Here is a 25,338-nt window from a genome sequence, read left to right on the forward strand (position 1 = left end):
CGGACCTCAAGAATAGGGGTTGTAATCGTCGCTCTGGGATGAGCCGCCGTAGCTGGTGTCACGGCTGTGATTGTAGCGTTCATCGCCGCGTTCCCTTGCCACCACAGGGCGCGCGAAGGTCAGGCCGAGCGCGTCAGCACGGTTTGGAGACGGCAGGCCTCTCGCCTTCATGTCTTCCTTGCTCTCCAGCTGGAGCTTGCCGTCAACGCGCGCAATCAGTTCCGGGCCGATCAGGTCTTGATAGAGAACGTCGTCCTTCGGATCGATCGCGCCACCTGTTTTGATCCAGTCGCGCATTCCCTTCCACATCTCGGCACGCTTGTTCAGGCAGCCGCGGTCCACGCTCTTTTCTGCGAAGCTCACAAGTTGCCATGTGCGGCCGAGCGTGATGCCCGCCGAATAGATGCCTGTTCCATGGCCAAGGTCGATGAAGACCGCATCCGCTTCAAGTTCGTCCTCGAAGCGCGCCACATGGTTGGCGACCAGGATGTCGTTATCGTTCTTCGGCATGGTCAGCAGCAGCTTCGAGTAAAGCCCCTGTCTGAAGTAGATGACCAGTTCGTCGTCACCTGTCCAAGCGGGATCAACGCCGATGATTTTCGGAGCGAAGTCATACTGCTCTTTGCGCAGGTGGACTTTCTGGGCAGCGTCCACATCATCGACCGATATGAACTGCTTTGCTGAAGCCGATGGAAACATGCCGCGCACTCGCACCTTTACGAAATCATGGTCTTCGCCATAGTCCTCGACCCACTGGTCAAGCTTCTTCTTGTTGGTGCCTGGCACCGACCGGCTATCGATCTGTCGCCTTATCCAGCGCCGACGATGGCGACGGAAACACTCGCGGAATCGCCCGGTGTTCTGCGTCGGGTTGCCGAAGACAATCCAGATGATGATCGTGTTTTCGTCAGTCAGCGCGCCTTCCGCCACTTCCCAGACGCTATCCGCAATCTTTGAGGCCTCGTCGAACATCAGGACGATTATCTTGTCCTTGTTGTGCAGACCGGCAAAGGCTTCCGTGTTGTGGGCAGACCACGCGACGAAATCGAGTCGCCACAGGTCTGAATGCTCCGCGTCTCGCGCCTTGACCGACATGGCCTGCACATCAAACCAGTGCGACGTGATCGATGAGCGGAACCACTTGCCGATTTCCGGCGACGTCTTCGTTCGCAGCTGGCTTTCAGTGTTTGCGGTGGCGACAATCTTGCAATCAGCAAAGCAGGACATGGCCCAATTTGCGAGCATGCCCATTTCTGCCGACTTGCCGATACCGTGACCGCTTGCAACGGCGATCTGCAAAGGCTGGTATCGGTTCTCGCTGTTAAGGTGCTGGCGTATCTCTTCGTTGATATCCGCCTGCCACTCGCGCGGCCCTTCCATGTCCTTCAGATTGCCCTGACCCCAATCCCACGCGAACAGGGACCATCCTTGCGGGTCGAACTGATATTCAGCGGCGGCGTCCAGAATGTCTTCATCCGGGTCGCGCTTCTGTGCTGGTATCATTTCTGTTCAGGCTTCCTTGCCTTGGCTCGATTGAGACGCTCAGCGAGCGAGCCGTTGACGTTAAGCTCGACTTCCTGCTTGTCGCGCCAATCCTTTGGCTTCCGGTTCTTCAGCCAGAAGATGGCTGCGACCGTATCAGGCGGGTAGTGCTTGGTGACTTCGGTCTTCACCACCTGGCCATCAATGACCTTGATATCGACATCAGGATGAGAATAACCGATAGCCCTTTGAAACAGACTGCGCTCGACGGCCTCGTCCGAAATGTCCTTGCCAACCTTTAAGGACTGACAGAATTCCGGGTACTCTATCTTCCAGCGCTGGATAGTGCGATCAGACACCCCGAAGAATTCGGCAAGCTGCTTATCCGTAAGCCCCTGCTCGCAGAGCTTTTCAGCCTGTTCCGCATACTCGGGCTTGTACGAGGTCTGACGCGCCATGTTCAGTAAATCCCGACAAGGCCGCCTGCGGTTGTTCCTGTAGACCACACGCGACGAATTCGAATGGGGAAGACGCCGGCAGGCATGGTGAAAGTGCCTACCGCGCCTTTGTCGTCAGTGATTTTGATATCGCCCTCTGTGCCGATGATCAGCGCACGAGTATCGTTTTCGAGATCGACGGTATCGCTCTTGGCGATGCTGAAGAGACGTCCCGGCTCTGTGCCGTATTGATTGCGTTCGACCATCGCGCAGCTTCCTTGAAATGTGTGCTGTTAATCTTGCGTCAGGCGCTTCGTCAGGAATGCCAGAGAGCCGATGACACACCGGTTCCAGATGAAGCCGGCAACAGTCTCGCCCGTTGACCTGTCCGAATACTGGATGGCAACCGCGACGCCGCAGATCTCGCCACCCTTGGCTTTTTCCAGCAGCCCTTCGAGACATTCGATGCAGTCTTGGTTCTGGCCGCGCTCTGAAAGGATGCGGTCGCCGTCTTTGTAAACGACCTCACCCATTGTCAGGCCTTCTTGTAGAACTTTTCAGCGACATCTTTGTCGGCGCCCTGGCCGATCGCCATCTTCTGAACCTGAAGCGATATCGAATGGCGCTTTTCGCCGTTGATGACTTCCACACGATCCTCCGAGATCATCGCTTCCGCATGAATCGTCACGGGCAGGCCGGCGTCGAAGTCGTGATCCGTCATGCCGAGCTTCTTCAGCGTCTCATAATCGAGAAACAGGTTCAGGCCATACGGGTAATCGGGCCGGTCCTCCGCGGAGGCTTTCTCCCAACGGTCGGTTTCAGCCTTCTTTTCGGCCTTTGTGCGGGCCAGGTCGACGAGTTCAGCCATTTGGTTCTACCCCTTAAGGTTTGAAATGAGCTAGTCTCTGTGCTTCTTGAACACGAACCAAAGTCACAAGGACACGCTCATGATTAAGTGCTCTGCCTGTGGAGCAACGAACGAAATTGACGTTCAATATTCAAACTTCGGCCCGGCCAACCAAGACACCATCGAAGCGAAATGCGCAAAGTGCGGGGCCTTTCTGAAAAAGTTCAAAAAGGTATTTGATGTCACCGTGAAGCTTGTCGACGAATAACCCTCTCCCGCTCTTTCTCGGTGGTGGTCATGTGGTCAGTCCCATGGGAGGAAAAGAGCGGCCTTGCGCCCGTATGCGTCGCGGTAGCCGGTCACTCTCAACCAAGCCCACCGAAAGAAGCTGTGATAATACGGAGCAGGCACAGCGGGCACCCAACCTCTGCCACGGCATTCGTCGCAGTTGCCCGGCCGAAACGTTCCGCGGTGGACCCGATCAGCAAAACCTGTCCCTGCGCACGTCTCACAGTGCTGCAATACCTCGGCGGTCATCGCTCTCTCCATGTGGGCGGGTGAATGGGGTTCAGACGATCAGCGCAGTGGACTACCCATGAGGCCTTTGCGCGATAAGTAGTCCAGCGCCTTAGCCCGCAATTCTGCGTCTTTCGGCAGCTTGCGGACTAGTTTTCGAACCAGCATCACTAAATCGTCCACCGTCTGCTCTGCTTCTGTCTTTGGCGTCAGAGCCTTCATGAAATCCTCCGCCGCTTTGGGCCGGGTCGGCGAAACCCGCTAGGTCACCCGCAGGGCCGCCCTTTGTCCTAGGCCACTCTCGGAATCGATCAGCCCCACCTTGTTACGGGCGGGGCTGGTGAAATGTACGGGCGCACCATAATCGGCCCCGAAGGGTGGCAGCCTACCTGGGCTTTCGTCTGCCGTTTAACCGACTAGCGGGACTGTCTTTACCTCAAGATTACATCCCGCTCGGATGAGGACCGCCGCCCGGTCTCGTCGCTTCGCCTTCCCGGCTCTCACTGACGATCTGATTTGCCCCAGAGGCAGGCTCCCGACGGGCCTCGATCCCGCGACCTCCACCAACTCTGTTTCGACGGCGCTCTATCCGACTGAGCTACGGGAGCCTGTCTATCCTCTGGGTTATCCGCAGAAACTACGTCGCTTCACCCTATGGGCTACATGCCGCACGCTCTGCCGATATACATGCAAGACGGCGAGTTTTTGCGTCGTGATCTCACCGGAAATGTCTTCTGCAGTGACCCTTACCCAAGTCTCCCGCGCTTGGACCGCCTCGCATTCCGTTGCCCTGTTGGGCGAATAGCTGCCGGGTGTTCGATGGCCATTCCCTACTAACCTGGCTTGGTGGCCACGACTGGCTTCGATCCGCCCGCTGAGCCTCACCGTCTTTATGCCGCCTCGCGCTTTCGAGCTTCACGCTGGCGGCGAATTTACGCCGCGCCCGGTGTCCCGGTGTTCGAATTCTCCGCGGAGAAGGGTCGATTGCGGCCTACCGTTCGGCACGCTCCAGAAGCTGCCGGCGGCGTTCGTTGCGCCATTGGGCGTAAGCGAGGTTATCAGCCCTCACTTTTCCCTTCTGGCCGGCGACTTCTTCGTCTCGCCAGTCCGTGGCGCATTTCTTTGAAGCTACCGTTGTTGATGCGTGTTCTATGTCGATTTGCGCCACGCCGTCCAGCGAGGTCGTCAACCGGATTTGATGCTTTTGGTTGAGGTTGTCCGCAATCTGTTGACAATACGCCTGAATTCGGCGGTCGAAAGTTCGTCTCGACATGTCGATTTTCCGAAGGTAGGCCTCAAGGTACATGCCTTTTCGGATTTTGATGAACGAATATTCGTAAATCATCTTCCGCCCTTCCTCATCGAGGTAGGCGTTTATCCAGTCCCAGACCTGATGCATCCGGCTTATCGCTCCTGCCGACGGCGGCGCACGGCGCACGTTATGTTCGCTCTCACCGAACGCACCGACCATCTCGTGCAGCACCGATGCCATGGCGCCGGTCTTCAGTCCCGGCCCAGCGTCGGCAGGAGAGGCGCGTAGCGTGTGAGCCGCCTCGATGATCTGCGCCCGCACCTGCTCATATGTCCATTCCGCGAATACCGTCATGCTGCCGCTCCTCGATATGGCCAAAGGCCGAAATGCATTCTCAGGGCTCCAAGGATCTCGTCGCTTGCAGCCACTCCGTATTTCCTCGCCGTTGATCGAGCACCACGCCGAACGGCGCTCAAGTCTATTTGATTGAAGTCTGGCACCAGCGACGGCCGGCGCATCAGGTCTGGATTTGCGGCTAGCAGCCGGGACACCGCTTTGATGACATCGGCATAGAGCTCGCCAGAGTTTCGCGGGTTGCCGGTGATCAGCATCAGGACAAGGCGCAGATGATCCTCGCCATGCAGCTGGCCGATCTCGCGCACAGTCGGCTTGCAGAAGCATTCTCGCCCCTTGCGGCTGGTCGGGCTGTGGTGCCGCCAGTCGCGCAGGATGACGCCGCATTCTCGGGCCACCTTGAAGATGTTGACGGTATGCTTCACACCGCCCCCATGATCTGCTTGAAGCGGGCATCGAGGTCATTGACCTGATCCAGCAGCGAAAGCTCGTCTTCGCTCCTGCCGCGTTCTTCGGCTTCAAGTCGCCCCTGTTCGGCCAGCTGGTCGGCGCGCTCGTTACCGGCAACGCCGTGATGACCTTTCACCCAGCGGACATGAATCTTTCCAAATTTTGGAAACTCTTGCATCTTTTCATCAATGGCTTTCCAGAGGTCGACGTTCATAACGACGCGGTTCTGTGGCTCGGCGTTTGCTCCGCCCCGCTGCCAGCCTTTTGCCTTCCAGCCAGGCATCCACTCGTTGACGCCTTTGACACAATACTGGCTATCGCACCAAATCGTCACTTCTGGCCACTCGGTGATGTGCTTCCATGCCTGCTCTAGGGCATTGAGGAGGCCGGTAAGCTCCATCTGATTGTTTGTGGTATCTGGATCACCGCCAAAAGCCGACGCGATTTCTGCCCCATCCTCATAGACGACAACGCCCCATCCACCGACGCCGGGATTAGGAACAGAAGCGCCGTCGCAGAAAATGTGAAGGCCCTCGCTAAACTTCTCGGCCGGAAACCTTTCTTTGATGCGCTCTTTGCGATTCCGCTTGTTCCAGTCCTCTTTCGAGAGGTGGCGAACTTCGCGCTTCGATAAGCCACTTGCGGATTTCATCTTCTTCGCTTTCCCATCGATCGCGGCAGGGATATTCCGCACCAGAATATCCTTTTCGGTGACGGCCTTCTGGATCATGAAAAGCGTCGAAGTCATGTCGGCGCCCTTATCGGGAAACTTGACGCGGGTGCCGAGCAACTGCTGTGCCATAAATGCCGCCTGTCGAGCGGATGCAAAAGCGCGGGTGTCAGCGCCTTGACCCTTGAGATAGTCGCGCAGCGGGTGCAGCGATGGAGGGAAGGTGTATGTCATGCCACGCCCCCGTCATTATGCTGCACGCCGAGCGCGCATCCAACGTGGCAGCCGCAAAGACCGAGCTTGATGCAGTCGCCGGCGCTCTGGTCCCGTGGCTGGCCGTTCGCAGGACGCGGGCATTGCGTGTCTTTCAACGTCGCCTCAAGCAACTTGATGCGCCGCGCCAACGCGATACGGGTCTTGATGATTTCGAGCAGGATCATTTCCTCCTCCCGTGTTCCATCCAGAGTTTGAACGCCCAGAAGAGCAGCGTTGCCACGACGATGACGGCGAGAGCCGCGTTACCATTCAAGTTCATGGCGCCAACCCCGCTTTCATCACGGCGTCAGCAATGACGGCCTGCGTCTCCGCTGCCTTCACAGCGTCGTCAGCCGTCTTGAACGGGCCGAGCGGGAGAAGCTTGACGATCGATGCGCAGCGCGAGCGCTCTGCCAGCAGGGCGACGGCGACCGCCTCAGTGATTTTTCGCCAGCCGAACGACGCCGGCATAACTGAGGTCACGGCTACCGCCTTATCCCAGATGTCTTGGGGAATGTCATCGGGCTTGTTCATGCCACCTTCCTCGTCTTCTTGGTCTTTCTGAACCATGTGATGGCAAGTGCCTTCCAGAACGGCCATTTGTGGGTTAGCGCCAGCTGCTTGGCGGCGTCGTGATCTGCGAACCAATCGGCGGCAATCGCGGCTGTCAGGTTCTCGGCGTTGATGTCGTGGCAATATTCCTCATCGGTCAGCAGCAACTCGACGGCCTTGATTTGCGGCGTGACGATCGGCGCCATTTCGGCCTTCGTCAGAACCTCAAGGATGATGCGGGCTTTCATCGCGCCGCGCTTGTCCACCAGTTGGGAAATCGCATTGATTGCCACCGTGTCGCCCGGCTCGAAATTTTTGGTAGAGAACCGCAATATGCGGACGCCAGCACGTTCACATACCTGGGCGACGGTCTGGGCATCCATGTCGCCGGCGATCAGCGACGAATGATGAAGCTGCAAAGCCGTGACGGTGAGCCGGTTTGTATTCTGCCCGACAAAGGCGGCGGCTTGCGCTGCAGTCTCCTTGGCCTCGTGGATCATCACCGGGATCTCAGTAATTCCAGGGTGGCTGGCGGCAGCGATGGCCGTATGCTGGCCATCGAAGACCTTGAGAACGGTTTGGCCGCAATGCATCGCATAAGCGCAGGCGGGCGGCTTGAACTTGTTCCAGTCCCAGCCTTCAATGATGCGCCGGATTTGCTTCAAGCCGCGTTCGCCTATCGAGCGCTGATACATGGGATCGACAAACAGAGTTGCAGGATCGACGCTCATGCAGATCGGTTCGATGTTCTCGGGTTCACCGACATCGAGGCCGCTTGTGCCTACGGGCTTAATGGCGCGCAGCGTTTCCACCGCTCGCAATTCGCCGGACATGATGCGAGTGTTGACCGCGCTGATGGCCAACCTCACATGCTCGGCCGCGGCTGTTGGGAACTCGCTCGCAATGATGATAGCCACGCGCTCCGCGGTCGCGTCATCGGTTTCCGGCAGGCCGCGCTTTTGCAGTTCCTCGACTACGCGGTCGGCAATGGTATGGAAATCTGTCATTCGCCACTCCCGAAAAACTGAGGGAGGCACCGATGAACACGCTTCAGGCCCTTGGCTCGCTCGCGTTCGGAAAACTTCTCGATGCGGCGATACATTTCCTTTTCGATACGGTCGCCCACATCTTCGCCAATGCCGAACAGCTTATCGCGCAGGGCGATTCCAGCCTCCTTGGCTTCGAATGCGGCGACGACGTTGCAGCGATATAGGCGTTCGCCCTCGCTGATATACCGGCCATTGCCTGACACAGTGAATGTGTTCGGCATTACCTTCCGCACCTGCATGACGAAGAACATTTCGTCGGCGCTGGTGCCGTCCATCCAGTGGCGGAAAGCCATTTCCTCAAGGCGGGATTCCATCGTCTTATCGTCATAGAGGCCGTAAGGCTGATGGAACGACAGAACCCAATGGCCGGGTTCAATATGAACAAGTGTCCCCATCAGTTTATCTCCCCGTAGCAGATAGCCGTCATCCGGCGCGTAGGGCCGACAGTGGTCTTCTGCTCAACCATGAACCACTCTGTGTGCTCATCGGGCCGCTCGAAGGTGTTAGACGACAACAGACCGTTGCTAATCAGCAGCAAAACGGAGTTCATGACGTACAGGGAGACGAGCTCTTCCTTAGCCTCAAAGGTCTCCATGACGTGCTCAAGGATGCGGCCATATGGTACCGGTTCCGTCTTGGTCGCCATGAAGCAGAATATTTCCGAAACGACAGCGGCGCGGCTTTCGGGAGTGAGATCACCATGAGATTCCGTTGAAAGTTTATGGATCATCACATTTCCCTCCGGATTTTCGTAAGGATAGAAAGAAGCTGGTCGAGGTTGTGGGGGCCGCGAATGCTGATCGATACGAGACCGCCATGGGCGTTTTCGTCTTCCTGCTCGATCATCACGTGGAAAGGGTCGAGAACCTTTACCGTGGTTGCTTCCTGGGCGTGAATTTCGAATTCCTCAGCGCAATGCTCGCTCATTCCATCATCCCCCGAGCTTTCTGCAGGCCCGAAATCAACAGGTCGAGGTTGCTCTTGCCGGCTATGCTGATGCTGACATCACCCTCCATCAAACCCTTCTCGGTAATGGAGATGAAGCCATCCCATAGTTCGACAGTGACAGGGTTTTGATGAGGGATAACTTCCAACTCAGTGGGCTTATTTTTTTTATCGATCTTCATGCGATGTGCTCTCCATAGACGCGGCACTTGAAGCCGGTGCGGTTTTCATCTGGGGCGAATTTGAAGAAGGACACGATGGCCCAGTCGTTAGCGGGCCAAGGGCAGATAAGAACGGCATTCTCGCCCATCAGATCGCCAAGCGTCTGGTCATAGGCGGCTCGTTTATGGCGCCAGCGCTTGGGGCGGGGATCAAGAGCCAAGCCGTAAGCAAGGCCGTTTGATTCACCGAAGCCGGTAAACACGAAACGACGGCCATCGGAATCCAAATAATCACAGATCGGGCGTAGGATCATGAGAATCCCCCCTTCAGTTGATCGACGTGGGGCATGTCAAAGCGCACGCGGATTTGATCCACGTCGATGGCAAACCAGATTTTGAGAAAGCCATGCTCAATGAGAGACATGGTGCTGTTGAAAAGCGTTTCGTCATCGAACGCTTCGATGCAGGATTCACCAGCTACGGCCTTGAAGACCTGCATGAGCAAGTCGCGTCCGTCATTGTCACCGAGCTCTTGATACGTGCCTTGTGGCTTAACCACTCCCCACTCTAGGCCATTCTTTGCAGCGATCCTTCTTGCTCTGCGATTCATCTGTAAACCTCACAGGCAAAGATTTCGCTTTCGAAAAATGACGGTCTTTTTCTTTTGTCTTCGGTCTTTTCTCGTTTTTTTTCTTTTTCTCGGTTTTCAGTCTCGGTCTTTGTCTGGGTCTCTTTCTCTTTCTCTTTATTTCCACACGGTATGGATACGGTATCGAAAGGGTATTTTGACTGTCTCATCAGTACAGCCCCCTTTCGCTCGGTCGGGGGAGAGGCCCACGCATTTTTGCCGCCTCACGTTCCGCATCGCGTGCGGACTTTTCAGCAGCCCGCTTCAGACGGAGTTCGTTGGACTCCTCAAACTCTTCCTCGACGCGAGCCCTTACGGTGTCGCTCTCAATGTTTGAGATGAGCCGCTGCGTACCCTCAGAGTGGTTTTCATTCATCGGGGGCTATGCTTGAACCAGCGATGGACAAAGATTTCAAAGCTATCGCTGTCGTAGCTGATCATATCGCCTTCGATTAGCGCCGACCGCGCCGCCTGAAACCGCGGGGCTTCCCATCCCAGATCAGAGCAAGCGTACAGATCGGGCAGACGGAAGCAGCCAGCGCTGTTTTGGTGATCGCACGTCAGCAGATACAGGTAGAGAAGCTGGGCATCGCTGACGAGCTTACGGAAGCGCGAGGATTGCCAGACGTTCGGGGATACCTTTGTGAAGTCGCGCTTGCTCATGCAAAAGCCCTCCGCACCATCTTCATGTTGCGGGCTTCCTCGACGGCTTCGCGTGCCTGAGACATGGAAAGGCAAAACCGTGTCGCCAACACTTGGGCGGGTTCCGGTGGCCACGTTGAAAGGTTGGAGAGCCAGATGGCGGCGGTGGTGGCGCTCATGACCGAATCCGCCGGTTCTCTTGGGCGTCCTGCGGGATCGCTCCGAAAAGCCATTCATTGTCCCAGCTCAAAGCTCGGCGCTTAACCTCGCCCCGGATGAGACTGATCTGTTCGAGAGTTGGCGATACCTCGCCAGTCTCCAGTCGCGAAACTGCCGCCTGCGCGGAGTTGATGATCTTTCCGAAATCGGCCTGGTTGACCTTCAGAATGTGGGTGCGGATGAATTTGATTGGGTTCATAACGGGCAAACTATCCGTCAAACGGATTAAACTGTCAATTAACCTTATCCGTTCGACGCTATTTATTTTCATCCGCAAAGCGGATAAGTCTGAGATTATGAAAACAATTGAAAAGGTTAAGGCGATCCTACGCCTCAAGCACTGGAACCAGTCCAAGCTCGCTGAGCACCTGGGCGTGTCACAATCATCTGTCGCCCGGTGGGTTTCGGGCGTGGAACCAGAGAGCAAGCGTGCAGAGGAAATCAATGCCCTCTACCGTGACGAAATAGGCGGCGACAACGTTGTGCCGCTCGTGGGTTATATCGGCGCTGGCGCTGAGATTATGCCCGATTTCGAGCAAATACCGCCGGAAGGGCTTGATCAGATCGTGATCCCCTTCGACCTACCGGCTGACATGATTGCCTTTGAAGTTCGGGGCGCGAGTATGCTTCCCGTGTACAAAGACGGCTATGTCATCGTTTGCTACCGTGAGCAACGAAAGCCGTTGGAATATTTCTACGGCGAAGACGCAGCGGTTCGAACGTCGGACGGCCGGCGCTTCCTGAAGACTGTGGTTAAGGGCTCTCCGATAACGCTTATGTCATTCAATGCGGCTCCGATCGAGGACGTGCGGCTTGAGTGGATCGGGGAAATTTTCGCAGTCCTACCCCGAGGAACGATCAAGCATACGCCGGCGCTGAGGAAAATACCGAATTAGAGCCATAATCAGCACGCGCGCGCAGCCCATGCGCGGATATTTCAGGACGTCGCGTTGGTCAACATTTATATTCTATCCGTCAAACAGATATTTTTCTTGCATACGCTTTCCGTTTGACGGATATTTTGCTCCACCAAACCAATGGAGCAAAGATGCAGACCGATCCTCTTGGAGACGATTTCCGAGCCGCCCTCGAAAAATGGGGGCGCGATCAGGCAAATGTTATTGCCGTCGGGATCACACTTGAGCTGGCCGAAGCCGACGCTCAGATGCGCAACCACTTCATGCAACATGGAGCGGATGCAGACGAGATCGACAGCCTCGTCGTTCCGACGATGCGCGCCGCGCTTCTGAAGGAGTTGATGGTCATCGTTGAGGCGATGCAGATCAACCGCCCTATGGTTCAATAGGGGAGCGCGAACTGATGAACGCTCAAACGCCGTCGCCTCTCTCCTACAACGGACACAAAATCGCTGACAAAGGCGACGACCTTTGCCTGACAGACATGTGGAAGGCTTGCGGATCTCCCGCGAATAAGGAGCCGTTCAACTGGGTGCGCTTTGACGGCCGGAACTTCATCGCTGCCGTCGGCCTCGCCCATAACCTGAGCCACACACAGGTTATAAAAACCAAGAAAGGCAAGGGTGGAGCGACATTCGCCCACTGGCAGGCGGGCATGGCCTACGCCCAATACCTCGACCACGACTTTCACATGTGGTGCAACACTGCAGCTAGGGAAAAGATGGAAGGTAAAGTCGCCTCGGGCATTCCAGCCGACGTTCTGGAACTGATCCGGCGAACTGATGGCATCGCCAAGATGCTTGCCCACAAAGTCACCGAGATCGAAAAGGCAATGCCGCTTATTGCTGGGCAGATGGCCGAAACGTTGATCACCGCCAAACTGGCAGAGCGGAACCTGCTCCTACGCCACGGCGTCACCGCAAAGCGCATATGGGATGACTTTAACCTCACGCCGCGCCTTCGTGGATCCACTGTTTGGTTCGGGAATCGTCTTGCTGAAATGGGATGCTGCATCGACGGCGGCTTGAAGGCTGATCGTGGAAATTCCGCAGTGCGTCTTTTCGACCCTGACAAAGCGCGCATCTGCATGAAGAACGGGCTCTTGAATACCGCTTTGAGTTACGCGGCCGAGCGTCAGGGCCAGGGTAAACTAAATCTAAAGGGATGAGCAAATGACCGAACCTATGACACGCGCCGACCGCGACACGCTGGTCAAGATTGCCCGCCAGCGCGAGCGGGTTGCCAAGAGCGATGCCAAAGCGCGCGCGGCGCAGCTGATGGCTGACTTTGAGAAGCAGCTTGATACCCGCTATCACTACGATCAAAACGAAATCTGGGCCGAGTCCGTCAAGGCGGCAAAGATTGCGATAGATGAGGCGCGAGCAAAAGTTGCCGCCGAATGTGAGCGACTTGGGATTCCGAAGGAATTCGCGCCGGATATCAATCTTGGCTGGCGCGAAAGTGGCCGGCAGGCCACAAAGGAAGAACGGGCCGAGATGCGCCGCGTTGCCACGAAGGCTGTCGAGGCCATGCTGAAAGCCGCAAGCACGGCGATCGAGCGACGATCCCTTGAAACTCAAGAGAAAATCATGGTCGGAGGCCTATCGACCGATGACGCCCGCCAGTTCCTCGAAAGCATGCCAACCGCGGAATCGCTCATGCCCGTCTTGCAAATCGACAACGTCAAAACGTTGCTGATCGAGGAGAAACGTTCGTGACTAACAGCGTCTTCGCCAATTACGTGACGGGATCGGCGTTTCGCATCGATCTATCCAGCCGGATGGTAAATGCCCTCATGTCTGCGGCTGGAGGGCGATCCCTCGACACTTCGAACTATGGAGTGGATAGCCTCTTTCGCCGGGGGCTTATGGAGATCACTGAAGGGCAGCAGGGAAGGATGTACAAAGCCGTTCAGCTTACTGAAGCCGGCAGCAAGGTGGCCGAACTCTGCACACTGGGCGGGCTTGGGACTAAGGAAGCACGGGACGCCGCGTGATGGCCTATCGCTTCTTACCCTTGTTCGCCTTTACCTTCAGTTCCGCGATCATCTTCGTCAGCCGCTCTGTTGCTTTTTCGGCGTCGGCAATGGCGACATCGGCGGATTTCGCATTGCGGATGGCAATGATCGGCTCGCTCAAGTGCATGATTGCTTCCTTCAACGCCATTTGGTCATCCATGGCGGATTTACCAATCTCGGCAGCTAATATCCGCACCTCATGCGCGTCGAGGGTGTCAGGGTCTTCCTGGAGAAGTTCCACCAGAACTTTCAATTCATCCACGCGGTTAGTAACGGACTTCTCCGATTCCTTCAGCACCGCCCGAACGTTCTCATCAGCTGTCATGCCGATTTGGCAAAGGCGCCGTATCGCTTCAGCGCGCGACCGTATCCGAAGCTTGAATGACCAGTCATCGATAGCCTCTGCCTCGCTCTCTGAAAGCATCATCTGGAATTTTATGGTTTTGAGTTCTTTATCGGTCATGAGCGTTTTCAATGCCTTAAGTGGTTTCGTTACGTAACGTTTTGGCAGAAATCCACGAGTTCCACAATAGATGGAACTTCCATCACTTTCCAGATTGACGGAAATCGGAATTGATGGTTAATATAAAACCAATGGAACTGATGGAGGTTAATGATGTCGAAAGACGAACCTAAGACAGAACGGTTCCAGATGGCGGTTTCCGCCGACTGGATCGATAAGGTTGACAGCTGGCGCTTTGCCAATCGGATAAACAGCCGTGCAACGGCAATCCGGCAACTGGTCGAGAAGGCTCTGAAATTGGAAGAGGAAGTTCCGGCTACGACCGGAGAGTAACGACAGCGGGTCAAGGGACGAAAGTTTGGCGACCCAATCCCGGCCACCCGCTGTCATCAATATTCACGACACATAAGGATTTGCCCCAATGAGCAATCAAGGGAATAGCACAACTGCGCCTGTAGTTTCAACTGCCACCAATCCCGAAGTCACCTTGGAAGCGATGATTGCGCGTCACAACGCAGCAATTGAAGCGGCTAACAATCGCAAAGGCCCCCTCGAAGACAGCCCCGAGGAAGTCGAAATGCACGCCGCCATGAATGCGTTTTTCGAGAGCTCGGCAAAGCTAACGTCCTTTGATGGCCTAGTGGCCGCGCTTCGACTTGCTGACAAGGAAAACGAGGATTTCGAATGCTCCGTGGTCAGCGCCGCACTTGTGAAGGGCGCGCTTGCCTACTTGGAAGCCCAGACCGCGAAGGCACGCCTTTCCGATCTCCTGCGTCAGGCAGGGCAGATCATTCGCGACAACCCCGATCTGGCCGTCGAGCGCATCACCATCAATCACGATGGCGTCCATACCCTCATCAAAATCCCGGTCACTGAGGAGCATTCGGCATGAAAACGACCCGTCGCATTTTCCTCGGCGGCGTAGCTGCTGCCGCCCTCCCTGTCGCCGCCGTGGCCTGCGAGGGCATAACAACCGCCCAGACCGAACCGTCGACGCTGGTGGCGCTGATCGCCGCCTACAACGAAGTCACCGCAGAAGCCGACCGCGTTGACGGCCTGTCCGAGGCTCTTTGGGAAAGCCCTGAGCGCCCGCCGGTCGCGATGTTGGAAAGCGCAGAACTGACGCACTCCTACCGCTGGCATATGCTTCGTCAAAAGATGGTGATGACGCGGGAAGGCGTGAACGAACTGTTCGACCGTGAAAATCGGTTGTTGGAAGCTAACGCTGAACTGGTTCAAAATCCGGCGACGTTTGCTCCGAGATTTGCCCGGGTCGAAGCCGATCGTGAGCGTTATCTTGCGATATTCGATGCCCGTGAAGCTCGCTATCAGGAATGGGCCACATCAAGCGGCTTCCATGATCTCGGCAAAGAGCAGGATCGCCTTTCCGGTCTGGAAAACGATCTGAACGAAGCCATCATCGCTCACCCGATCAAGACGCTTGCCGATGCCCGCATGAAGGCCGCGCACATCAAGAAGGTCTACGGATCGTCCATGAACGGCCAGGATCAGTCCGTCTTCCTCGCAACCCTCATCAATGCGGGAGAAGAAGCATGATTACGGCGATCAACGGTATCCCTGATCAATTCCTTCGCCCCGAGCAGGACTGGCTCAACGAACTGGATATGACGGCTTTCGAGGGCCGTCAGTTCAATGCCGTGTACGAAGCGCTGTCGCTCGCGATAACTGGGCTTTCCGGCGTCATGAACCAGCCCAGGAGCAAGACTGACAGGGGCCTAAAACCCGCAGGTGAGTACCTCAGCACGATGTTAGAGTTCATGCACTCCGAACGAACCCGGCTGATCGAGACGCTGAACCACCGGAAGCCCAAAGACGACGACGAGGCGCACAACCGTATGTGCCTTCTCGTCCAGTACGAGGCGGAATGCGAAGACATGAAGGTCGAAGAACTGGCGGCTTTTGTTCTGAGCCTTCAAGGCAATGGGGAGGCGATCGATTGAGCCACGGCGCTTTCAGACAGGCTGACATGGAAAGGATCATCAGGGCCGCCCGCAGCGAGGGCGCGGCAGTCCAAGTTGATCTAAGGACGCTGGTTGTTACCGTTATTCCCACTATCCACAGGCAAGACGGGCTTGACGAGCGCGTCGGCAACACCCGCATCCTGCCTCTGGGCGCTCTTGCCCCAGACGGAAAGGACAATTTTGATGAGGACTGACCGGCCCGGTTATAAATACCGGGACAACAAAGATGGATCGAGGGTCCATTATTGGGATCCGAAACGCGCCGTGAAGGGTTCGCCCGCGGCGCTTTCGGCCGTTCGTCTTGATGACGATTTAACGGAAGACCAGATCGCCGCCGAGTGCCGGCGTCTGACCGACCAGCTGCGCAGCGAACTTTCAACGCTTGGCGCCCCACCGACGTTTGACGGGACGATAAAAGCGCTCATCGATGCTTACAAGTTCGACACCACCAGTTCCTTGCACAGCGTCAAACACTCGACGCGCATAAGGGACTATGAGCCGAGCTTGCGCGTTCTGGAAAAGAATATCGGCTCGCGTCGGATCGACGTGCTGAAAGCTTCAGACTTCAAGAAGTGGTTTGGGGAATGGCGCAAGAAGGGACACAGGCGAGCCGCTGGAGCGATAAAGCTCTTGCGGGTTATCTTGTCCTATGGCGCGGGAGAACGCTTGCACGGCTGCGCTCAAGCACGGTCTATCCTGTCGGACATGCAGTTCGAACAGCCAGGTGGTCGAACCGTCGCAATGACCTATGCGCAATGCGAGGCCATCGTGAAGAAAAGCGCCGAAATGAAATGCCCGTCTATCGGGTTTGTCGAGGCGCTGAAATTCGAAACGGCCTTGCGCCGCATCGATGTTATCGGGGAGTGGTCGCCGCCGCCTGAAGGTGGTCCGTTCCGCTGGCGCGGCCTGACGGCTGGGGATATCTCGAAAGACATGATTCTGTCCATCAAGACCAGCAAGACGGGCGCCCTCGCCTCTCGCGACCTAAACGTTATGCCGCTAGTGACGGAGGCACTGAAGGCGTACACGATACCCGAAATCGGGCCAGTTGTGATTGATGAGGACACCGGCAAGCCATACCGGGATAATCACTACACGACCAAGTTCAGTAAAGTGCGGAAAGCGGCCGGCGTGCCTGATTATGTTTGGTCGATGGATTCGCGCGCTGGTGCTGTTTCGGAGACCGTAGAGGCAACAGGGTCGCTTGAAGCCGCCCAGGAACTGGCGACACACAGCACGCCGAAAATGACGAAAAGGTATAGCCGCGGCGACGGTTTGCAGTCGAGCAGACGAATCGCGGAAATGCGCTCTGAAAAGCGAAAGTGACATGACGTGACACGGGTGACACGTCGCATCCTCTAAGTTATTGAATTCATTGGAGCGGGTGAGGGTAGTCGAAACCCCATCATCAGCTTGGGAAGCTGCTGCTCTACCATTGAGCTACACCCGCGCCGCAGACAAGACATCGGATAGTTCCATCCGGGTGTCAAGCACCCGGAGGGGTCATTATTCCGCGCGGAAATGCTTGGAGAGTTTCAGGCCCTGAGCCTGGTAGTTTGAGCCGAGGCCGCTACCATAGAGGCCCTCCGGTTTTTGCAGCATATGCTCGTAAACCAGGCGGCCGACGATCTGGCCGTGTTCCAGTATGAAGGGCACTTCGTGGCTGCGCACCTCGAGAACGGCGCGGCTGCCCGTGCCGCCGGCCTGCGCGTGGCCGAAGCCGGGATCGAAGAAGCCGGCATAGTGGACGCGGAACTCGCCCACCAAGGGGTCAAAGGGTGTCATTTCTGCCGCATAAAGCGGGGCACATGCACGGCCTCGCGTGAGACGAGAATATAGAATTCATCGGGATCGAGGATCAGTTCCGCGCGGCCGCGCGCATGCAGCGGCTCCCAGAAATCGAGAACGTCGTGCTGGGCCTTCTTGTCGACATCGACCACGGCGGTATGATGCTTGCCGCGATATCCGATCAGGCCGTTCTCGCCAAAACCCATGAGGTCGATGGAAAGCGCGATGCCGCCGCCGGTCACGTTCGGGGTGTCGCTCGCGACCAGCATTTCCGTCTCGTGCAGTTTCAGCAGCTCGCTTTCGTTGAGCAGCGAGTGACCAACGCGGAAGCGGATCTGCGACAGGCGCGATCCGCGACGCACGACCACGGGAAGGTGCGCGGGCTGATTTCCAGATAGAGCGGGCCCGAATATCCCGCCGGTATCTTGTCAAATTCCTGCGCGTTGTCGGTCATGACGCGGGTGAAGATATCAAGACGTCCGGTCGAGCTTTTGGGATTGGCCGAGGCCGACATGTCCGCCGGCAGCTCCAGGCTTTCCATCAGGGGAACGATGTAAACGCAGCCAGTCTCCAGCACCGCCCCCTGGGTGAGATCGACCTCGTGCAGGCTGAAGCGGTTGAGCTTGTCGATGACGCGGGTTCCGGGGCCCGGCATGAAACTGGCGCGCACGCGATAGGCCTTCGAGCCGAGCCGCAGATCAAGGCTGGCGGGCTGCACCTGGTCAGCATCGAGATCGGCTTCGCTTTTCAGCTTGCCGCCCGCAAACAGCGCCCTGATTGCGCCATCCGCCAAAATGCCCGTCGTTCTGATCATGGTCATCATTCCTTTTTACGGCGACAAAACCAAAAGGAAAGCATTGACGCAAGCCGGTAACGGCAGTATGGCAAGCTTATCCCGTGGTGATTTGGCCGGTCGGCTTGCAGCCACGTTAAACAAGTGGCTAAAAAGACCGGGTGCTAGGAACCGGTCTGCTTTTGCGGCCGGTTTTTTTGTTTTGAAGGTGATCACATGAGCAATAAATGGCGCCCGGCAACCCAGCTCGTTCACGGCGGTACGCTACGCTCACCCTATGGTGAAACGTCGGAAGCGATCTATCTGACCCAGGGTTTCGTCTACGAAAACTCCGAGGCCGCCGAAGCGCGCTTCAAGGGTGAAACGGATGGATTTATCTACGCCCGCTATGCAAGCCCGACCAATGACATGTTCGAAAAGCGCATGTGCCTGCTGGAAGGTGCGGAAGACGCCCGGGCGCTCGCCTCCGGCATGGCCGCCGTCACCGCCGCCATCATGTGCCAGCTGCGCGCCGGCGATCATATCGTTGCTGCCCGTGCCCTCTTCGGCTCCTGCCGCTGGGTGGTCGAAACGCTTGCGCCGAAATACGGCATCGAATGCACGCTGATCGACGGACGCGATCTCGGCAATTGGGAAAAGGCGATCCAGCCGAACACCAAGCTGTTCTTCCTTGAAAGCCCGACAAATCCGACGCTTGAAATCATCGACATTGCCGGCGTGGCGAAGCTTGCCAACCAGATCGGCGCGAAAGTGGTGGTGGACAATGTGTTTGCAACGCCGCTCTTCCAGAAGCCGCTCGAACTCGGCGCCCACATCGTTGTTTATTCGGCAACGAAGCATATTGACGGTCAGGGCCGTTGCCTTGGCGGCGTGATCCTTTCCGACAAGAAGTGGATCGAGGAAGAGCTGCAGGATTACTTCCGCCATACCGGCCCGGCCATGTCGCCGTTCAATGCCTGGACGCTGCTGAAGGGCATCGAGACCCTGCCGCTGCGCGTCAAGCAGCAGACGGCCAATGCCGGCAAAATCGCCGATTTCCTCGCCGATAGCGGCAAGGTTGCCAAGGTCATCTATCCCGGCCGCGCCGATCACCCGCAGGCCGACATCATCGCGCGGCAGATGTCCGGCGGCTCGACGCTCGTGGCTTTCGAACTGAAGGGTGGCAAGGATGCGGCATTCGCGCTGCAGAACGCGCTGGAAATCGTGAAGATCTCCAACAATCTCGGCGATGCCAAGAGCCTCATTACGCACCCCGGCACCACGACGCACAAGAACCTGACCGATGAGGCGCGCGCCGAACTCGGCATTTCCGGCGGCACCTTGCGTCTTTCCTGCGGCATTGAGGATACGGACGATCTGCTGGAGGATCTGGCGAAGGGTCTGGCAGCCGTTTCGGCTTAAAAATTCAGTCTGCACATCGCCATGGCCCGTCTTCAATGTCCGGCCATGGCGTCCGAAAGGCTCCCGCCGCAAGGGTGAAGCCCGGCATCAGGCAACCAATATTTACCTTTACCGTTATCCCTAACGGTAGAAAACAGCGCAACAGAAGATGCCGCCTGCCCGTCAAGTCGTTCATTTTCTTGACGATAGCCAGAACCTATAGTGTAGGATATCGGCGGCAGGCATAATATCGAGGTGTGGCGCGTATGTATCGTGCTCTGACAAGGGATATCGAGGTTACGGTCGATCCGTATTATCTCGAGGAACAATCCGACCCGGATGACGACCGTTACGTCTGGGGCTATAAAGTCGTGATCTCGAACAACTCAGATATTCCGGTAACACTCGTCAACCGCTACTGGCACATCACCGATCAGAACGGACAGGTGGATGAAGTCTACGGCCCCGGCGTCGTCGGCGAGCAGCCGCATCTGAACCCCGGCGACAGCTACGAATATTCGTCAGGATGTCCGCTGGATACGCCGTCCGGCCTGATGTTTGGCCATTATGAAATGGAAACGGACAAAGGCGAGGTGTTCAATGTCACCATACCCGCCTTCTCACTGGATTCACCCGGCCTGATGCGGGTCTTGAACTGATGAAATCGCAGGAACGCGAGAGCCGCGCGTTAAAAGCGCAGCTGAGAGTGTCGTCGGCAAGGTAAAAAATCTCTCTTCCGTCATGCCGGACTAGATCCGGCATCCAGCCACGGCGCGTCTGCGCCGTGAAAGAGTCTTATGCGATCAAAGACTTGATCGCGCTGGATCCCGGCTCAAGGCCGGGATGACGGTGTGCGAAGGTACGGCCCTCCTCGTCAGACGTTTTCAAACTCGCTGACATCATAGCGATAGGTCGTGGAGCAGAACTCGCAGGTCACGGCAATTGCGCCGTCTTCTTCGCTTGCCTTGATCTCCTCGGCGGTGAAACCGGAGAGCACGCCCTTGATCTTTTCGCGCGAGCAGCTGCAGCGGTCAAAAATCGCCTGCGGATCGTAGATGCGCACGCCACTTTCGTGGAAAAGCCTGTAGAGCAGACGCTCCACCGGCACCTGCGGATCGGTCAGCTCGTCGGTATCCACCGTGTTCAACAGCGTGACCGCCTCGGTCCAGGCATCATCCTCAGCCACGTCGTAATTGCCCTCATCACCGTCGCCTCCGTGAAGATCACGCATGCGAAGACGCTCAGGCGCCTGCGGCAGAAATTGCGCAATCACGCCGCCGGCACGCCAGCCGTGGCGCGGCTTTCCTTCGCCGTCACGGTCGAAGAATTCGGCGACGCCAAGGCGCACGCGGGTGGGAAGCTGTTCCGATTGACGGAAATAAACCCCAGCGATTTCTTCCAGCGACGAGCCGTCCAGCGGCACGATGCCCTGATAGGGCTGCATTCCCGCGCCCTGATCGATGGTGAAGGCCAGAATGCCGGTGCCCAGTAACTGTTCCGGAGAGGTCGCTCCCGCCGCAATCGCCTCCGCCAGCCGCTCCTCATCGAAACGGGCATAGGCACGCATGCTTTCAGGGGCGGTGAAATCCGCCACCAGAAGGTCAACCGGGCCGTCACCCTTGGTCTGAACGGTGAGCTTGCCGGAAAATTTAAGCGAGGTGCCGATCAGCGCCGTCAGAACGGTGGCTTCCGCGAGAAGGCGGGCGACCACCGCAGGATAGTCGTGCCTTTCGAGAATGGCATTCAACAGCGGCCCAACCTGCACGGCGCGGCCGCGCACATCCAGACCTTCGACCTGAAAGGGCACGACCTTGTCGTCGCCAGCCAAATCGAGATCGTCCAGTTCAACTGTTACATCTGCCATATCATAACTCCTTGGCGCAGCCGTTGCGCCGCAACCGTCCAAAAGTCCGGCTTTCTGAATGTGCTTTTTCCGCTTGTCGCACAGAGATTCGGGAAGCGAAACCGCCTCCGGGAAAAATCGTGCAAATCGTGATTGTGGCCCGCCAGCAAAACCGACGAGCCTTTTCGAAGTCCCACAGATGGTAATGTGCCGAGCCAAGTTCAAGCACCCTTCCTCACCGTTTGGCAGGAAGGGCAAGAGCCGTCAGATGACGCCCATGCACCAGGCAATGATGGACTTCTGCGCATGCAGGCGGTTTTCCGCCTCATCGAAGACGACCGACTGCGGCCCGTCGATCACGCCATCAGTCACTTCCTCGCCACGATGTGCCGGCAGGCAATGCATGAACAGCGCGTCTTTATCAGCCTTCGCCATCAGGGCTTCATTGACCTGATAGGGCTGGAAAATATTGTGGCCGCGCGCCTTGTGCTCCTGGTTCATTGACACCCAGGTATCGGTAACGACGCAATCCGCTCCCGCCACTGCCTTATCGGCATCGTGGTACAGCGCGATCTCGCCGCCATTGTTGCGCGCCCAGTTCAGGAACTTGTCATGCGGTTCGGACCCCATCGGCACCGCCATCGCCATGCGATAGCCAAAACGGGCGGAGCCCTCCACGAAGGAATGCAGCACATTGTTGCCGTCGCCCGTCCAGGCAATGGTCTTGCCCTTGACCGGGCCGCGATGTTCCTCGAACGTCAATATATCCGCCATGATCTGGCAGGGATGGGTGTCGTCCGTCAGACCATTGATGACCGGCACGGTGGCGTGTTCGGCAAGCTCGAGCAGGCGCGAATGATCTGTCGTGCGGATCATGATGGCGTCGACATAACGCGACAGCACCTTGGCCGTATCGCCAATCGTTTCGGCGCGGCCGAGCTGCATTTCCGTGCCCGACAGGAAAAGGGTCTCGCCGCCGAGCTGGCGCATGCCGACATCGAAGGAGACGCGGGTGCGGGTGGACGGCTTTTCGAAGATCATCGCCAGCATCTTGCCGGCGAGCGGCTTTGCCGCCGTGCCGGTTTTGGTGGCAATCTTGCGCGTGCGCGCATCATCAAGAATTGTCCGCAAGTCCTCCGACCCGACGGCCGAGAGGTCCAGAAAATGTTTTGGTGAAACCATGCTGATATGTCCCATGCTTGCGAGCCCCTGAACAGAGGCCCGCCCTTGATTTACTCAGGCGATTTTCGCCTGTTTCGCTGTCAGGGAGGCGGCGGCCGCATCGACACGCGCAAGACCCTCGCGGGCCTCTTCCGCCGTGGTGACGAGCGGCGGCAGAAGGCGGATGACATTGTCGCCCGCAGGCACGCCAAGCAGATGTTCGGCGCGCATGGCCTGCAGCAGATCGCCCGAAGGGACCTTCGCCTTGATGCCCAGAAGCAGGCCTTCGCCACGAATTTCCTCGATCACGTCAGGATAACGATCCTTGAGCGAGGCGAGGCCCTGGCGGAAAACCAACGCGACATCACGGACCTTTTCGAGAAAACCGTCGGCGAGAACAACATCGAGCACGGCATTGCCGACCGCCATGGCCAGCGGATTGCCGCCATAGGTGGTGCCGTGTACGCCCGCCGTCATGCCGGAAGCGGCATCCGCCGTTGCAAGGCATGCGCCAAGCGGGAAACCGCCGCCAATACCCTTGGCGACTGCCATGATATCGGGCGCAACACCGGTCTGCTCATAGGCAAAGAGCTTGCCCGTGCGGCCGACGCCCGTCTGGACCTCATCGAAAATCAGGAGCAGGCCGTGCTCGTCGCACAGGCTACGCAGGAGTTGCAGGAATTCCTTGCTGGGCGCGCGGATACCGCCCTCGCCCTGGATCGGCTCGATCAGAAGTGCGGCCGTCTCGGCCGTGATGGCTGCCTTCAGGGCATCGACATCGCCGAACGGCACCTGATCGAAACCTTCGACCTTGGGACCGAAACCTTCGAGATATTTCTGCTGGCCGCCGGCGGCGATCGTCGCAAGCGTACGGCCATGGAAGGCGCCTTCGAAGGTGACGATACGGAACTTTTCCGGATGGCCTTTCGAATAGTGATAACGGCGCGCGGTCTTGATTGCACATTCCAGTGCTTCCGCGCCGGAATTGGTGAAGAACACCTTGTCTGCGAAAGTCGCTTCCGTCAGGCGCCTGGCGAGTTTTTCCTGTCCCGGCACTTCGTAGAGGTTCGAGACGTGCCAGACCTTCTCGGCCTGCGTCTTGATCGCATCCACAAGGTGCGGATGGGCATGGCCCAGCGAGTTGACGGCGACACCGGCCGCAAAATCGAGATATCGTTCGCCGCTTTCCGTGAACAGCCAGACGCCCTCACCGCGCTCAAAGCGCAGGGGGCTCTGGAAAACGTATCAAACAATGGCGCGGCGGCTTCGGCCATGGCTGTATCACTCCTTGCGCAGATGCGCTGTCAACGGTTGTCAATAGGCTTCAAGGGTTATCCCTCGCCTGAAAATCAAAAATGCCGCCTCGCGGCGGCAGGGGCACTATTGTCACTTCGTTTGCCGATGTCAACAAAAGTCCGCGTTTCCCGGGCTTCTCAAGCCCTAGTAGGTGGCGGCCGGTGAGCCCCAAGGTGTTGCCTTTCAGACTCAACTCGCCAGCAAGTTGGGGAAAACCGGAAAATCGATTCCAGATGATTCCCCGACTCTTGCCACGGACTCTGCGTGGCACTAGGTTAATCGCTAATTACTAGACTGCATTGCGGCGGAACTAGTCACCAAAAATCCGGCGGAAACCACGCTTGCGGCACGCCCGCGAGACGGAGAGGGATTCTGCCGAAAATACACGCGACAAGCGGAGAAGCGGCATGAACTGGACAGACGAGCGAGTCGAAAAACTCAAGAAATTGTGGTCCGAAGGGCTTAGCGCCAGCCAGATAGCAGCGCAGCTGGGCGGTGTCAGCCGCAATGCCGTAATCGGCAAGGTCCATCGTCTCAACCTGCCGGGGCGCGTCAAGGCTGGCGGTCCGGTCACTTCGGCACGTTCCGCGCCCAAGCGCACCGCTGCACCTGCTCCGCGCACGACGACTTTCGCAGGCCGCGCCAACGCAGCCCCGGCGCGGGTTCTCACCCGTTCGAACGCGGCAACGGCGCTGCACGAGGAGATCGACATCGAGACCGCACAGGTTCTCGATTACGTTCCTTCCAAAAACGTTGTCACGCCGATTTCCCGTCGCCTGACGCTGACGGAACTGACCGAGCGCACCTGCAAGTGGCCGGTTGGCGATCCGCTGAAGGACGACTTCCATTTCTGCGGTTGTGAAGCGCTGGAATCTTCGCCCTATTGCAAGTTCCATGCGAAACTCGCCTACCAGCCGGTGAGCGAGCGCCGCAAGGCTTGAGTGTTGCGGCACGCATTTCAACACTCAAAATTACGGGCCTTCGGGCCCGTTTTTTTTATGACGAAAAACAGGCCGGCTCCGCGGTCAGCTTGATGACAGCGCGCCGAACCCTTGCCACTCCCTCGCGATTGGGCGTCACCCTTCGATCCTGGTTTCAACTGGCTGCCGATCCTCCGTGAAAACGGAGAATGGCATTGAGTTTTGTGGATGTTGATATAGAAAAAGCCCGAAACCGTTTCCGATTTCGGGCCTGCTTTTTTGCGGCACCATGTTGCCAGCGAAACTATCGGCTCCGCTT

General features: G+C 57.5%; 37 protein-coding genes, 2 tRNA genes, 2 pseudogenes and 1 riboswitch. Of the genes and pseudogenes, 14 read left to right on the forward strand and 27 right to left on the reverse strand.

Annotated elements, in window-relative coordinates:
* Positions 1-6: 6 nt before the first annotated feature.
* The 21 genes from G3A56_RS09150 to G3A56_RS09250 all read right to left on the reverse strand — a co-directional run bounded on the left by G3A56_RS09150 (position 7) and on the right by G3A56_RS09250 (position 10,419).
* Positions 7-1,503 (reverse strand): terminase, encoded by a 1,497-nt coding sequence (locus G3A56_RS09150; RefSeq protein ID WP_246230955.1) that lies wholly within the window; start codon positions 1,501-1,503, stop codon positions 7-9.
* Positions 1,500-1,940: a helix-turn-helix domain-containing protein gene (locus tag G3A56_RS09155; protein WP_164056313.1), complete on the reverse strand. Its 441-nt coding sequence runs from the start codon at positions 1,938-1,940 to the stop codon at positions 1,500-1,502. The genes G3A56_RS09150 and G3A56_RS09155 overlap by 4 nt, the downstream gene beginning before the upstream one ends.
* A 2-nt stretch (positions 1,941-1,942) precedes the next feature.
* Positions 1,943-2,185 carry a spike base protein, RCAP_Rcc01079 family gene (locus tag G3A56_RS09160; protein WP_164056314.1) on the reverse strand — a complete coding sequence of 81 codons (243 nt, stop codon included), beginning with the start codon at positions 2,183-2,185 and terminating at the stop codon, positions 1,943-1,945.
* Between the two features lie 27 nt (positions 2,186-2,212).
* Entirely contained in the window at positions 2,213-2,452 is a 240-nt protein-coding gene (locus G3A56_RS09165; RefSeq protein WP_164056315.1) for a hypothetical protein, read from the reverse strand.
* A gap of 2 nt (positions 2,453-2,454) precedes the next feature.
* Positions 2,455-2,787 (reverse strand): capsid staple protein, encoded by a 333-nt coding sequence (gene gp10, locus G3A56_RS09170; protein ID WP_164056316.1) that lies wholly within the window; start codon positions 2,785-2,787, stop codon positions 2,455-2,457.
* Between the two features lie 555 nt (positions 2,788-3,342).
* Positions 3,343-3,504, reverse strand: a complete 162-nt coding sequence (locus G3A56_RS09175) for a hypothetical protein (RefSeq protein WP_164056111.1) — start codon at positions 3,502-3,504, stop codon at positions 3,343-3,345.
* Between the two features lie 308 nt (positions 3,505-3,812).
* Positions 3,813-3,890 (reverse strand) — tRNA-OTHER (locus G3A56_RS09180).
* A 383-nt stretch (positions 3,891-4,273) separates the two neighbouring features.
* Positions 4,274-4,888, reverse strand: a complete 615-nt coding sequence (locus G3A56_RS09185) for a DUF6362 family protein (protein WP_164056317.1) — start codon at positions 4,886-4,888, stop codon at positions 4,274-4,276.
* Positions 4,885-5,313 (reverse strand): hypothetical protein, encoded by a 429-nt coding sequence (locus G3A56_RS09190; RefSeq protein ID WP_164056318.1) that lies wholly within the window; start codon positions 5,311-5,313, stop codon positions 4,885-4,887. Before G3A56_RS09190 ends, G3A56_RS09185 begins: the two co-directional genes overlap by 4 nt.
* Complete coding sequence (locus G3A56_RS09195) at positions 5,310-6,242, reverse strand: ribonuclease H family protein (protein ID WP_164056319.1); 933 nt, start codon at positions 6,240-6,242, stop codon at positions 5,310-5,312. Before G3A56_RS09195 ends, G3A56_RS09190 begins: the two co-directional genes overlap by 4 nt.
* Positions 6,239-6,448: a hypothetical protein gene (locus G3A56_RS09200; protein ID WP_164056320.1), complete on the reverse strand. Its 210-nt coding sequence runs from the start codon at positions 6,446-6,448 to the stop codon at positions 6,239-6,241. Before G3A56_RS09200 ends, G3A56_RS09195 begins: the two co-directional genes overlap by 4 nt.
* Before the next feature lie 91 nt (positions 6,449-6,539).
* Positions 6,540-6,797: a hypothetical protein gene (locus G3A56_RS09205; RefSeq protein WP_164056321.1), complete on the reverse strand. Its 258-nt coding sequence runs from the start codon at positions 6,795-6,797 to the stop codon at positions 6,540-6,542.
* On the reverse strand, positions 6,794-7,822 hold the full coding sequence (locus G3A56_RS09210; protein WP_164056322.1) for a DUF6551 family protein: 1,029 nt from the start codon (positions 7,820-7,822) through the stop codon (positions 6,794-6,796). Before G3A56_RS09210 ends, G3A56_RS09205 begins: the two co-directional genes overlap by 4 nt.
* Complete coding sequence (locus G3A56_RS09215) at positions 7,819-8,259, reverse strand: hypothetical protein (protein WP_210255061.1); 441 nt, start codon at positions 8,257-8,259, stop codon at positions 7,819-7,821. The genes G3A56_RS09210 and G3A56_RS09215 overlap by 4 nt, the downstream gene beginning before the upstream one ends.
* Positions 8,259-8,594 carry a hypothetical protein gene (locus G3A56_RS09220; RefSeq protein ID WP_164056323.1) on the reverse strand — a complete coding sequence of 112 codons (336 nt, stop codon included), beginning with the start codon at positions 8,592-8,594 and terminating at the stop codon, positions 8,259-8,261. The genes G3A56_RS09215 and G3A56_RS09220 overlap by 1 nt, the downstream gene beginning before the upstream one ends.
* A complete protein-coding gene (locus G3A56_RS09225; protein ID WP_164056324.1) occupies positions 8,594-8,791 on the reverse strand; it encodes a hypothetical protein in 198 nt (65 codons plus the stop codon). The genes G3A56_RS09220 and G3A56_RS09225 overlap by 1 nt, the downstream gene beginning before the upstream one ends.
* Positions 8,788-8,991, reverse strand: a complete 204-nt coding sequence (locus G3A56_RS09230; protein ID WP_164056325.1) for a hypothetical protein — start codon at positions 8,989-8,991, stop codon at positions 8,788-8,790. The genes G3A56_RS09225 and G3A56_RS09230 overlap by 4 nt, the downstream gene beginning before the upstream one ends.
* Positions 8,988-9,284 (reverse strand): hypothetical protein, encoded by a 297-nt coding sequence (locus tag G3A56_RS09235; protein WP_164056326.1) that lies wholly within the window; start codon positions 9,282-9,284, stop codon positions 8,988-8,990. The genes G3A56_RS09230 and G3A56_RS09235 overlap by 4 nt, the downstream gene beginning before the upstream one ends.
* Positions 9,281-9,580 (reverse strand): hypothetical protein, encoded by a 300-nt coding sequence (locus G3A56_RS09240; protein WP_164056327.1) that lies wholly within the window; start codon positions 9,578-9,580, stop codon positions 9,281-9,283. Before G3A56_RS09240 ends, G3A56_RS09235 begins: the two co-directional genes overlap by 4 nt.
* Positions 9,581-9,970: 390 nt before the next feature.
* Complete coding sequence (locus tag G3A56_RS09245; protein WP_164056328.1) at positions 9,971-10,261, reverse strand: hypothetical protein; 291 nt, start codon at positions 10,259-10,261, stop codon at positions 9,971-9,973.
* Entirely contained in the window at positions 10,258-10,419 is a 162-nt protein-coding gene (locus G3A56_RS09250; protein WP_164056329.1) for a hypothetical protein, read from the reverse strand. The genes G3A56_RS09245 and G3A56_RS09250 overlap by 4 nt, the downstream gene beginning before the upstream one ends.
* 171 nt (positions 10,420-10,590) lie before the next feature.
* On the opposite strand from G3A56_RS09250, the gene G3A56_RS09255 reads away from it, so the two are divergent.
* From G3A56_RS09255 to G3A56_RS09275, 5 genes are all read left to right on the forward strand, one after another.
* Entirely contained in the window at positions 10,591-11,355 is a 765-nt protein-coding gene (locus G3A56_RS09255) for a LexA family transcriptional regulator (RefSeq protein WP_164056330.1), read from the forward strand.
* A gap of 152 nt (positions 11,356-11,507) precedes the next feature.
* The gene (locus G3A56_RS09260; protein ID WP_164056331.1) at positions 11,508-11,765 is read left to right on the forward strand and encodes a hypothetical protein; all 258 of its coding nucleotides are present in this window, start codon (positions 11,508-11,510) and stop codon (positions 11,763-11,765) included.
* Between the two features lie 14 nt (positions 11,766-11,779).
* Positions 11,780-12,544 carry a KilA-N domain-containing protein gene (locus G3A56_RS09265; RefSeq protein ID WP_164056332.1) on the forward strand — a complete coding sequence of 255 codons (765 nt, stop codon included), beginning with the start codon at positions 11,780-11,782 and terminating at the stop codon, positions 12,542-12,544.
* A 4-nt stretch (positions 12,545-12,548) separates the two neighbouring features.
* Positions 12,549-13,094: a hypothetical protein gene (locus tag G3A56_RS09270; RefSeq protein WP_164056333.1), complete on the forward strand. Its 546-nt coding sequence runs from the start codon at positions 12,549-12,551 to the stop codon at positions 13,092-13,094.
* Entirely contained in the window at positions 13,091-13,372 is a 282-nt protein-coding gene (locus G3A56_RS09275) for a hypothetical protein (protein ID WP_164056334.1), read from the forward strand. Before G3A56_RS09270 ends, G3A56_RS09275 begins: the two co-directional genes overlap by 4 nt.
* A 4-nt stretch (positions 13,373-13,376) precedes the next feature.
* Here G3A56_RS09275 and G3A56_RS09280 read toward each other — a convergent pair whose 3' ends face one another.
* Positions 13,377-13,856 carry a hypothetical protein gene (locus G3A56_RS09280; protein ID WP_164056335.1) on the reverse strand — a complete coding sequence of 160 codons (480 nt, stop codon included), beginning with the start codon at positions 13,854-13,856 and terminating at the stop codon, positions 13,377-13,379.
* A 153-nt stretch (positions 13,857-14,009) separates the two neighbouring features.
* Between G3A56_RS09280 and G3A56_RS09285 the strand changes: the two genes are divergently transcribed.
* The 6 genes from G3A56_RS09285 (at position 14,010) to G3A56_RS09310 (ending at position 17,164) form a co-directional block, all read left to right on the forward strand.
* Positions 14,010-14,189: a hypothetical protein gene (locus G3A56_RS09285; RefSeq protein ID WP_164056336.1), complete on the forward strand. Its 180-nt coding sequence runs from the start codon at positions 14,010-14,012 to the stop codon at positions 14,187-14,189.
* Between the two features lie 88 nt (positions 14,190-14,277).
* Complete coding sequence (locus G3A56_RS09290; protein WP_164056337.1) at positions 14,278-14,748, forward strand: hypothetical protein; 471 nt, start codon at positions 14,278-14,280, stop codon at positions 14,746-14,748.
* The gene (locus tag G3A56_RS09295) at positions 14,745-15,413 is read left to right on the forward strand and encodes a hypothetical protein (RefSeq protein WP_164056338.1); all 669 of its coding nucleotides are present in this window, start codon (positions 14,745-14,747) and stop codon (positions 15,411-15,413) included. The genes G3A56_RS09290 and G3A56_RS09295 overlap by 4 nt, the downstream gene beginning before the upstream one ends.
* A complete protein-coding gene (locus G3A56_RS09300) occupies positions 15,410-15,817 on the forward strand; it encodes a hypothetical protein (RefSeq protein ID WP_164056339.1) in 408 nt (135 codons plus the stop codon). Before G3A56_RS09295 ends, G3A56_RS09300 begins: the two co-directional genes overlap by 4 nt.
* Positions 15,814-16,032 carry a hypothetical protein gene (locus G3A56_RS09305; protein WP_136882423.1) on the forward strand — a complete coding sequence of 73 codons (219 nt, stop codon included), beginning with the start codon at positions 15,814-15,816 and terminating at the stop codon, positions 16,030-16,032. Before G3A56_RS09300 ends, G3A56_RS09305 begins: the two co-directional genes overlap by 4 nt.
* Positions 16,033-16,102: 70 nt before the next feature.
* Entirely contained in the window at positions 16,103-17,164 is a 1,062-nt protein-coding gene (locus G3A56_RS09310) for a site-specific integrase (RefSeq protein ID WP_164056340.1), read from the forward strand.
* 50 nt (positions 17,165-17,214) lie between these two features.
* Here the strand turns inward: G3A56_RS09310 and G3A56_RS09315 are convergent.
* Positions 17,215-17,288, reverse strand: a tRNA-Gly gene (locus tag G3A56_RS09315).
* A 56-nt stretch (positions 17,289-17,344) separates the two neighbouring features.
* Positions 17,345-18,440, reverse strand: a pseudogene (locus G3A56_RS09320) (2'-deoxycytidine 5'-triphosphate deaminase).
* 73 nt (positions 18,441-18,513) lie between these two features.
* Positions 18,514-18,592, forward strand: a riboswitch (SAM riboswitch).
* Between the two features lie 43 nt (positions 18,593-18,635).
* Here G3A56_RS09320 and G3A56_RS09325 point away from each other — a divergent pair.
* Together G3A56_RS09325 and apaG are read left to right on the forward strand one after the other, a co-directional pair.
* Entirely contained in the window at positions 18,636-19,820 is a 1,185-nt protein-coding gene (locus G3A56_RS09325) for an O-succinylhomoserine sulfhydrylase (protein ID WP_082183672.1), read from the forward strand.
* A gap of 245 nt (positions 19,821-20,065) precedes the next feature.
* Positions 20,066-20,458 carry a Co2+/Mg2+ efflux protein ApaG gene (gene apaG / locus G3A56_RS09330; protein ID WP_003493702.1) on the forward strand — a complete coding sequence of 131 codons (393 nt, stop codon included), beginning with the start codon at positions 20,066-20,068 and terminating at the stop codon, positions 20,456-20,458.
* A gap of 215 nt (positions 20,459-20,673) precedes the next feature.
* On the opposite strand, the gene G3A56_RS09335 is transcribed toward apaG, so the two are convergent.
* The 3 genes and pseudogenes from G3A56_RS09335 to G3A56_RS09345 form a co-directional block, all read right to left on the reverse strand.
* The gene (locus tag G3A56_RS09335) at positions 20,674-21,663 is read right to left on the reverse strand and encodes an Hsp33 family molecular chaperone (RefSeq protein WP_035241561.1); all 990 of its coding nucleotides are present in this window, start codon (positions 21,661-21,663) and stop codon (positions 20,674-20,676) included.
* A gap of 243 nt (positions 21,664-21,906) precedes the next feature.
* Positions 21,907-22,824 (reverse strand): ornithine carbamoyltransferase, encoded by a 918-nt coding sequence (argF, locus tag G3A56_RS09340; protein ID WP_035241990.1) that lies wholly within the window; start codon positions 22,822-22,824, stop codon positions 21,907-21,909.
* Between the two features lie 54 nt (positions 22,825-22,878).
* Positions 22,879-24,077: pseudogene (locus G3A56_RS09345) on the reverse strand (acetylornithine transaminase).
* 429 nt (positions 24,078-24,506) lie between these two features.
* Between G3A56_RS09345 and G3A56_RS09350 the strand changes: the two are divergent.
* Entirely contained in the window at positions 24,507-25,040 is a 534-nt protein-coding gene (locus tag G3A56_RS09350; RefSeq protein WP_082183667.1) for a GcrA family cell cycle regulator, read from the forward strand.
* The last annotated feature ends 298 nt before the right edge of the window (positions 25,041-25,338 follow it).

The sequence above is a fragment of the Rhizobium oryzihabitans genome (genome assembly GCF_010669145.1).
Taxonomy (GTDB): domain Bacteria; phylum Pseudomonadota; class Alphaproteobacteria; order Rhizobiales; family Rhizobiaceae; genus Agrobacterium; species Agrobacterium oryzihabitans.

Coding starts and splice junctions, on each gene's coding strand:
- G3A56_RS09150 (WP_246230955.1), bottom strand. CDS start 1,503: ATGATACCAGCACAGAAGCGCGACCCGGATGAAGACATTCTGGACGCC.
- G3A56_RS09155 (WP_164056313.1), bottom strand. CDS start 1,940: ATGGCGCGTCAGACCTCGTACAAGCCCGAGTATGCGGAACAGGCTGAA.
- G3A56_RS09160 (WP_164056314.1), bottom strand. CDS start 2,185: ATGGTCGAACGCAATCAATACGGCACAGAGCCGGGACGTCTCTTCAGC.
- G3A56_RS09165 (WP_164056315.1), bottom strand. CDS start 2,452: ATGGGTGAGGTCGTTTACAAAGACGGCGACCGCATCCTTTCAGAGCGC.
- gp10 (WP_164056316.1), bottom strand. CDS start 2,787: ATGGCTGAACTCGTCGACCTGGCCCGCACAAAGGCCGAAAAGAAGGCT.
- G3A56_RS09175 (WP_164056111.1), bottom strand. CDS start 3,504: ATGAAGGCTCTGACGCCAAAGACAGAAGCAGAGCAGACGGTGGACGAT.
- G3A56_RS09185 (WP_164056317.1), bottom strand. CDS start 4,888: ATGACGGTATTCGCGGAATGGACATATGAGCAGGTGCGGGCGCAGATC.
- G3A56_RS09195 (WP_164056319.1), bottom strand. CDS start 6,242: ATGACATACACCTTCCCTCCATCGCTGCACCCGCTGCGCGACTATCTC.
- G3A56_RS09200 (WP_164056320.1), bottom strand. CDS start 6,448: ATGATCCTGCTCGAAATCATCAAGACCCGTATCGCGTTGGCGCGGCGC.
- G3A56_RS09205 (WP_164056321.1), bottom strand. CDS start 6,797: ATGAACAAGCCCGATGACATTCCCCAAGACATCTGGGATAAGGCGGTA.
- G3A56_RS09210 (WP_164056322.1), bottom strand. CDS start 7,822: ATGACAGATTTCCATACCATTGCCGACCGCGTAGTCGAGGAACTGCAA.
- G3A56_RS09215 (WP_210255061.1), bottom strand. CDS start 8,259: ATGGGGACACTTGTTCATATTGAACCCGGCCATTGGGTTCTGTCGTTC.
- G3A56_RS09220 (WP_164056323.1), bottom strand. CDS start 8,594: ATGATCCATAAACTTTCAACGGAATCTCATGGTGATCTCACTCCCGAA.
- G3A56_RS09225 (WP_164056324.1), bottom strand. CDS start 8,791: ATGAGCGAGCATTGCGCTGAGGAATTCGAAATTCACGCCCAGGAAGCA.
- G3A56_RS09230 (WP_164056325.1), bottom strand. CDS start 8,991: ATGAAGATCGATAAAAAAAATAAGCCCACTGAGTTGGAAGTTATCCCT.
- G3A56_RS09235 (WP_164056326.1), bottom strand. CDS start 9,284: ATGATCCTACGCCCGATCTGTGATTATTTGGATTCCGATGGCCGTCGT.
- G3A56_RS09240 (WP_164056327.1), bottom strand. CDS start 9,580: ATGAATCGCAGAGCAAGAAGGATCGCTGCAAAGAATGGCCTAGAGTGG.
- G3A56_RS09245 (WP_164056328.1), bottom strand. CDS start 10,261: ATGAGCAAGCGCGACTTCACAAAGGTATCCCCGAACGTCTGGCAATCC.
- G3A56_RS09250 (WP_164056329.1), bottom strand. CDS start 10,419: ATGAGCGCCACCACCGCCGCCATCTGGCTCTCCAACCTTTCAACGTGG.
- G3A56_RS09255 (WP_164056330.1), top strand. CDS start 10,591: ATGATCTTTCCGAAATCGGCCTGGTTGACCTTCAGAATGTGGGTGCGG.
- G3A56_RS09260 (WP_164056331.1), top strand. CDS start 11,508: ATGCAGACCGATCCTCTTGGAGACGATTTCCGAGCCGCCCTCGAAAAA.
- G3A56_RS09265 (WP_164056332.1), top strand. CDS start 11,780: ATGAACGCTCAAACGCCGTCGCCTCTCTCCTACAACGGACACAAAATC.
- G3A56_RS09270 (WP_164056333.1), top strand. CDS start 12,549: ATGACCGAACCTATGACACGCGCCGACCGCGACACGCTGGTCAAGATT.
- G3A56_RS09280 (WP_164056335.1), bottom strand. CDS start 13,856: ATGACCGATAAAGAACTCAAAACCATAAAATTCCAGATGATGCTTTCA.
- G3A56_RS09285 (WP_164056336.1), top strand. CDS start 14,010: ATGTCGAAAGACGAACCTAAGACAGAACGGTTCCAGATGGCGGTTTCC.
- G3A56_RS09290 (WP_164056337.1), top strand. CDS start 14,278: ATGAGCAATCAAGGGAATAGCACAACTGCGCCTGTAGTTTCAACTGCC.
- G3A56_RS09295 (WP_164056338.1), top strand. CDS start 14,745: ATGAAAACGACCCGTCGCATTTTCCTCGGCGGCGTAGCTGCTGCCGCC.
- G3A56_RS09300 (WP_164056339.1), top strand. CDS start 15,410: ATGATTACGGCGATCAACGGTATCCCTGATCAATTCCTTCGCCCCGAG.
- G3A56_RS09325 (WP_082183672.1), top strand. CDS start 18,636: ATGAGCAATAAATGGCGCCCGGCAACCCAGCTCGTTCACGGCGGTACG.
- apaG (WP_003493702.1), top strand. CDS start 20,066: ATGTATCGTGCTCTGACAAGGGATATCGAGGTTACGGTCGATCCGTAT.
- G3A56_RS09335 (WP_035241561.1), bottom strand. CDS start 21,663: ATGGCAGATGTAACAGTTGAACTGGACGATCTCGATTTGGCTGGCGAC.
- argF (WP_035241990.1), bottom strand. CDS start 22,824: ATGGTTTCACCAAAACATTTTCTGGACCTCTCGGCCGTCGGGTCGGAG.
- G3A56_RS09350 (WP_082183667.1), top strand. CDS start 24,507: ATGAACTGGACAGACGAGCGAGTCGAAAAACTCAAGAAATTGTGGTCC.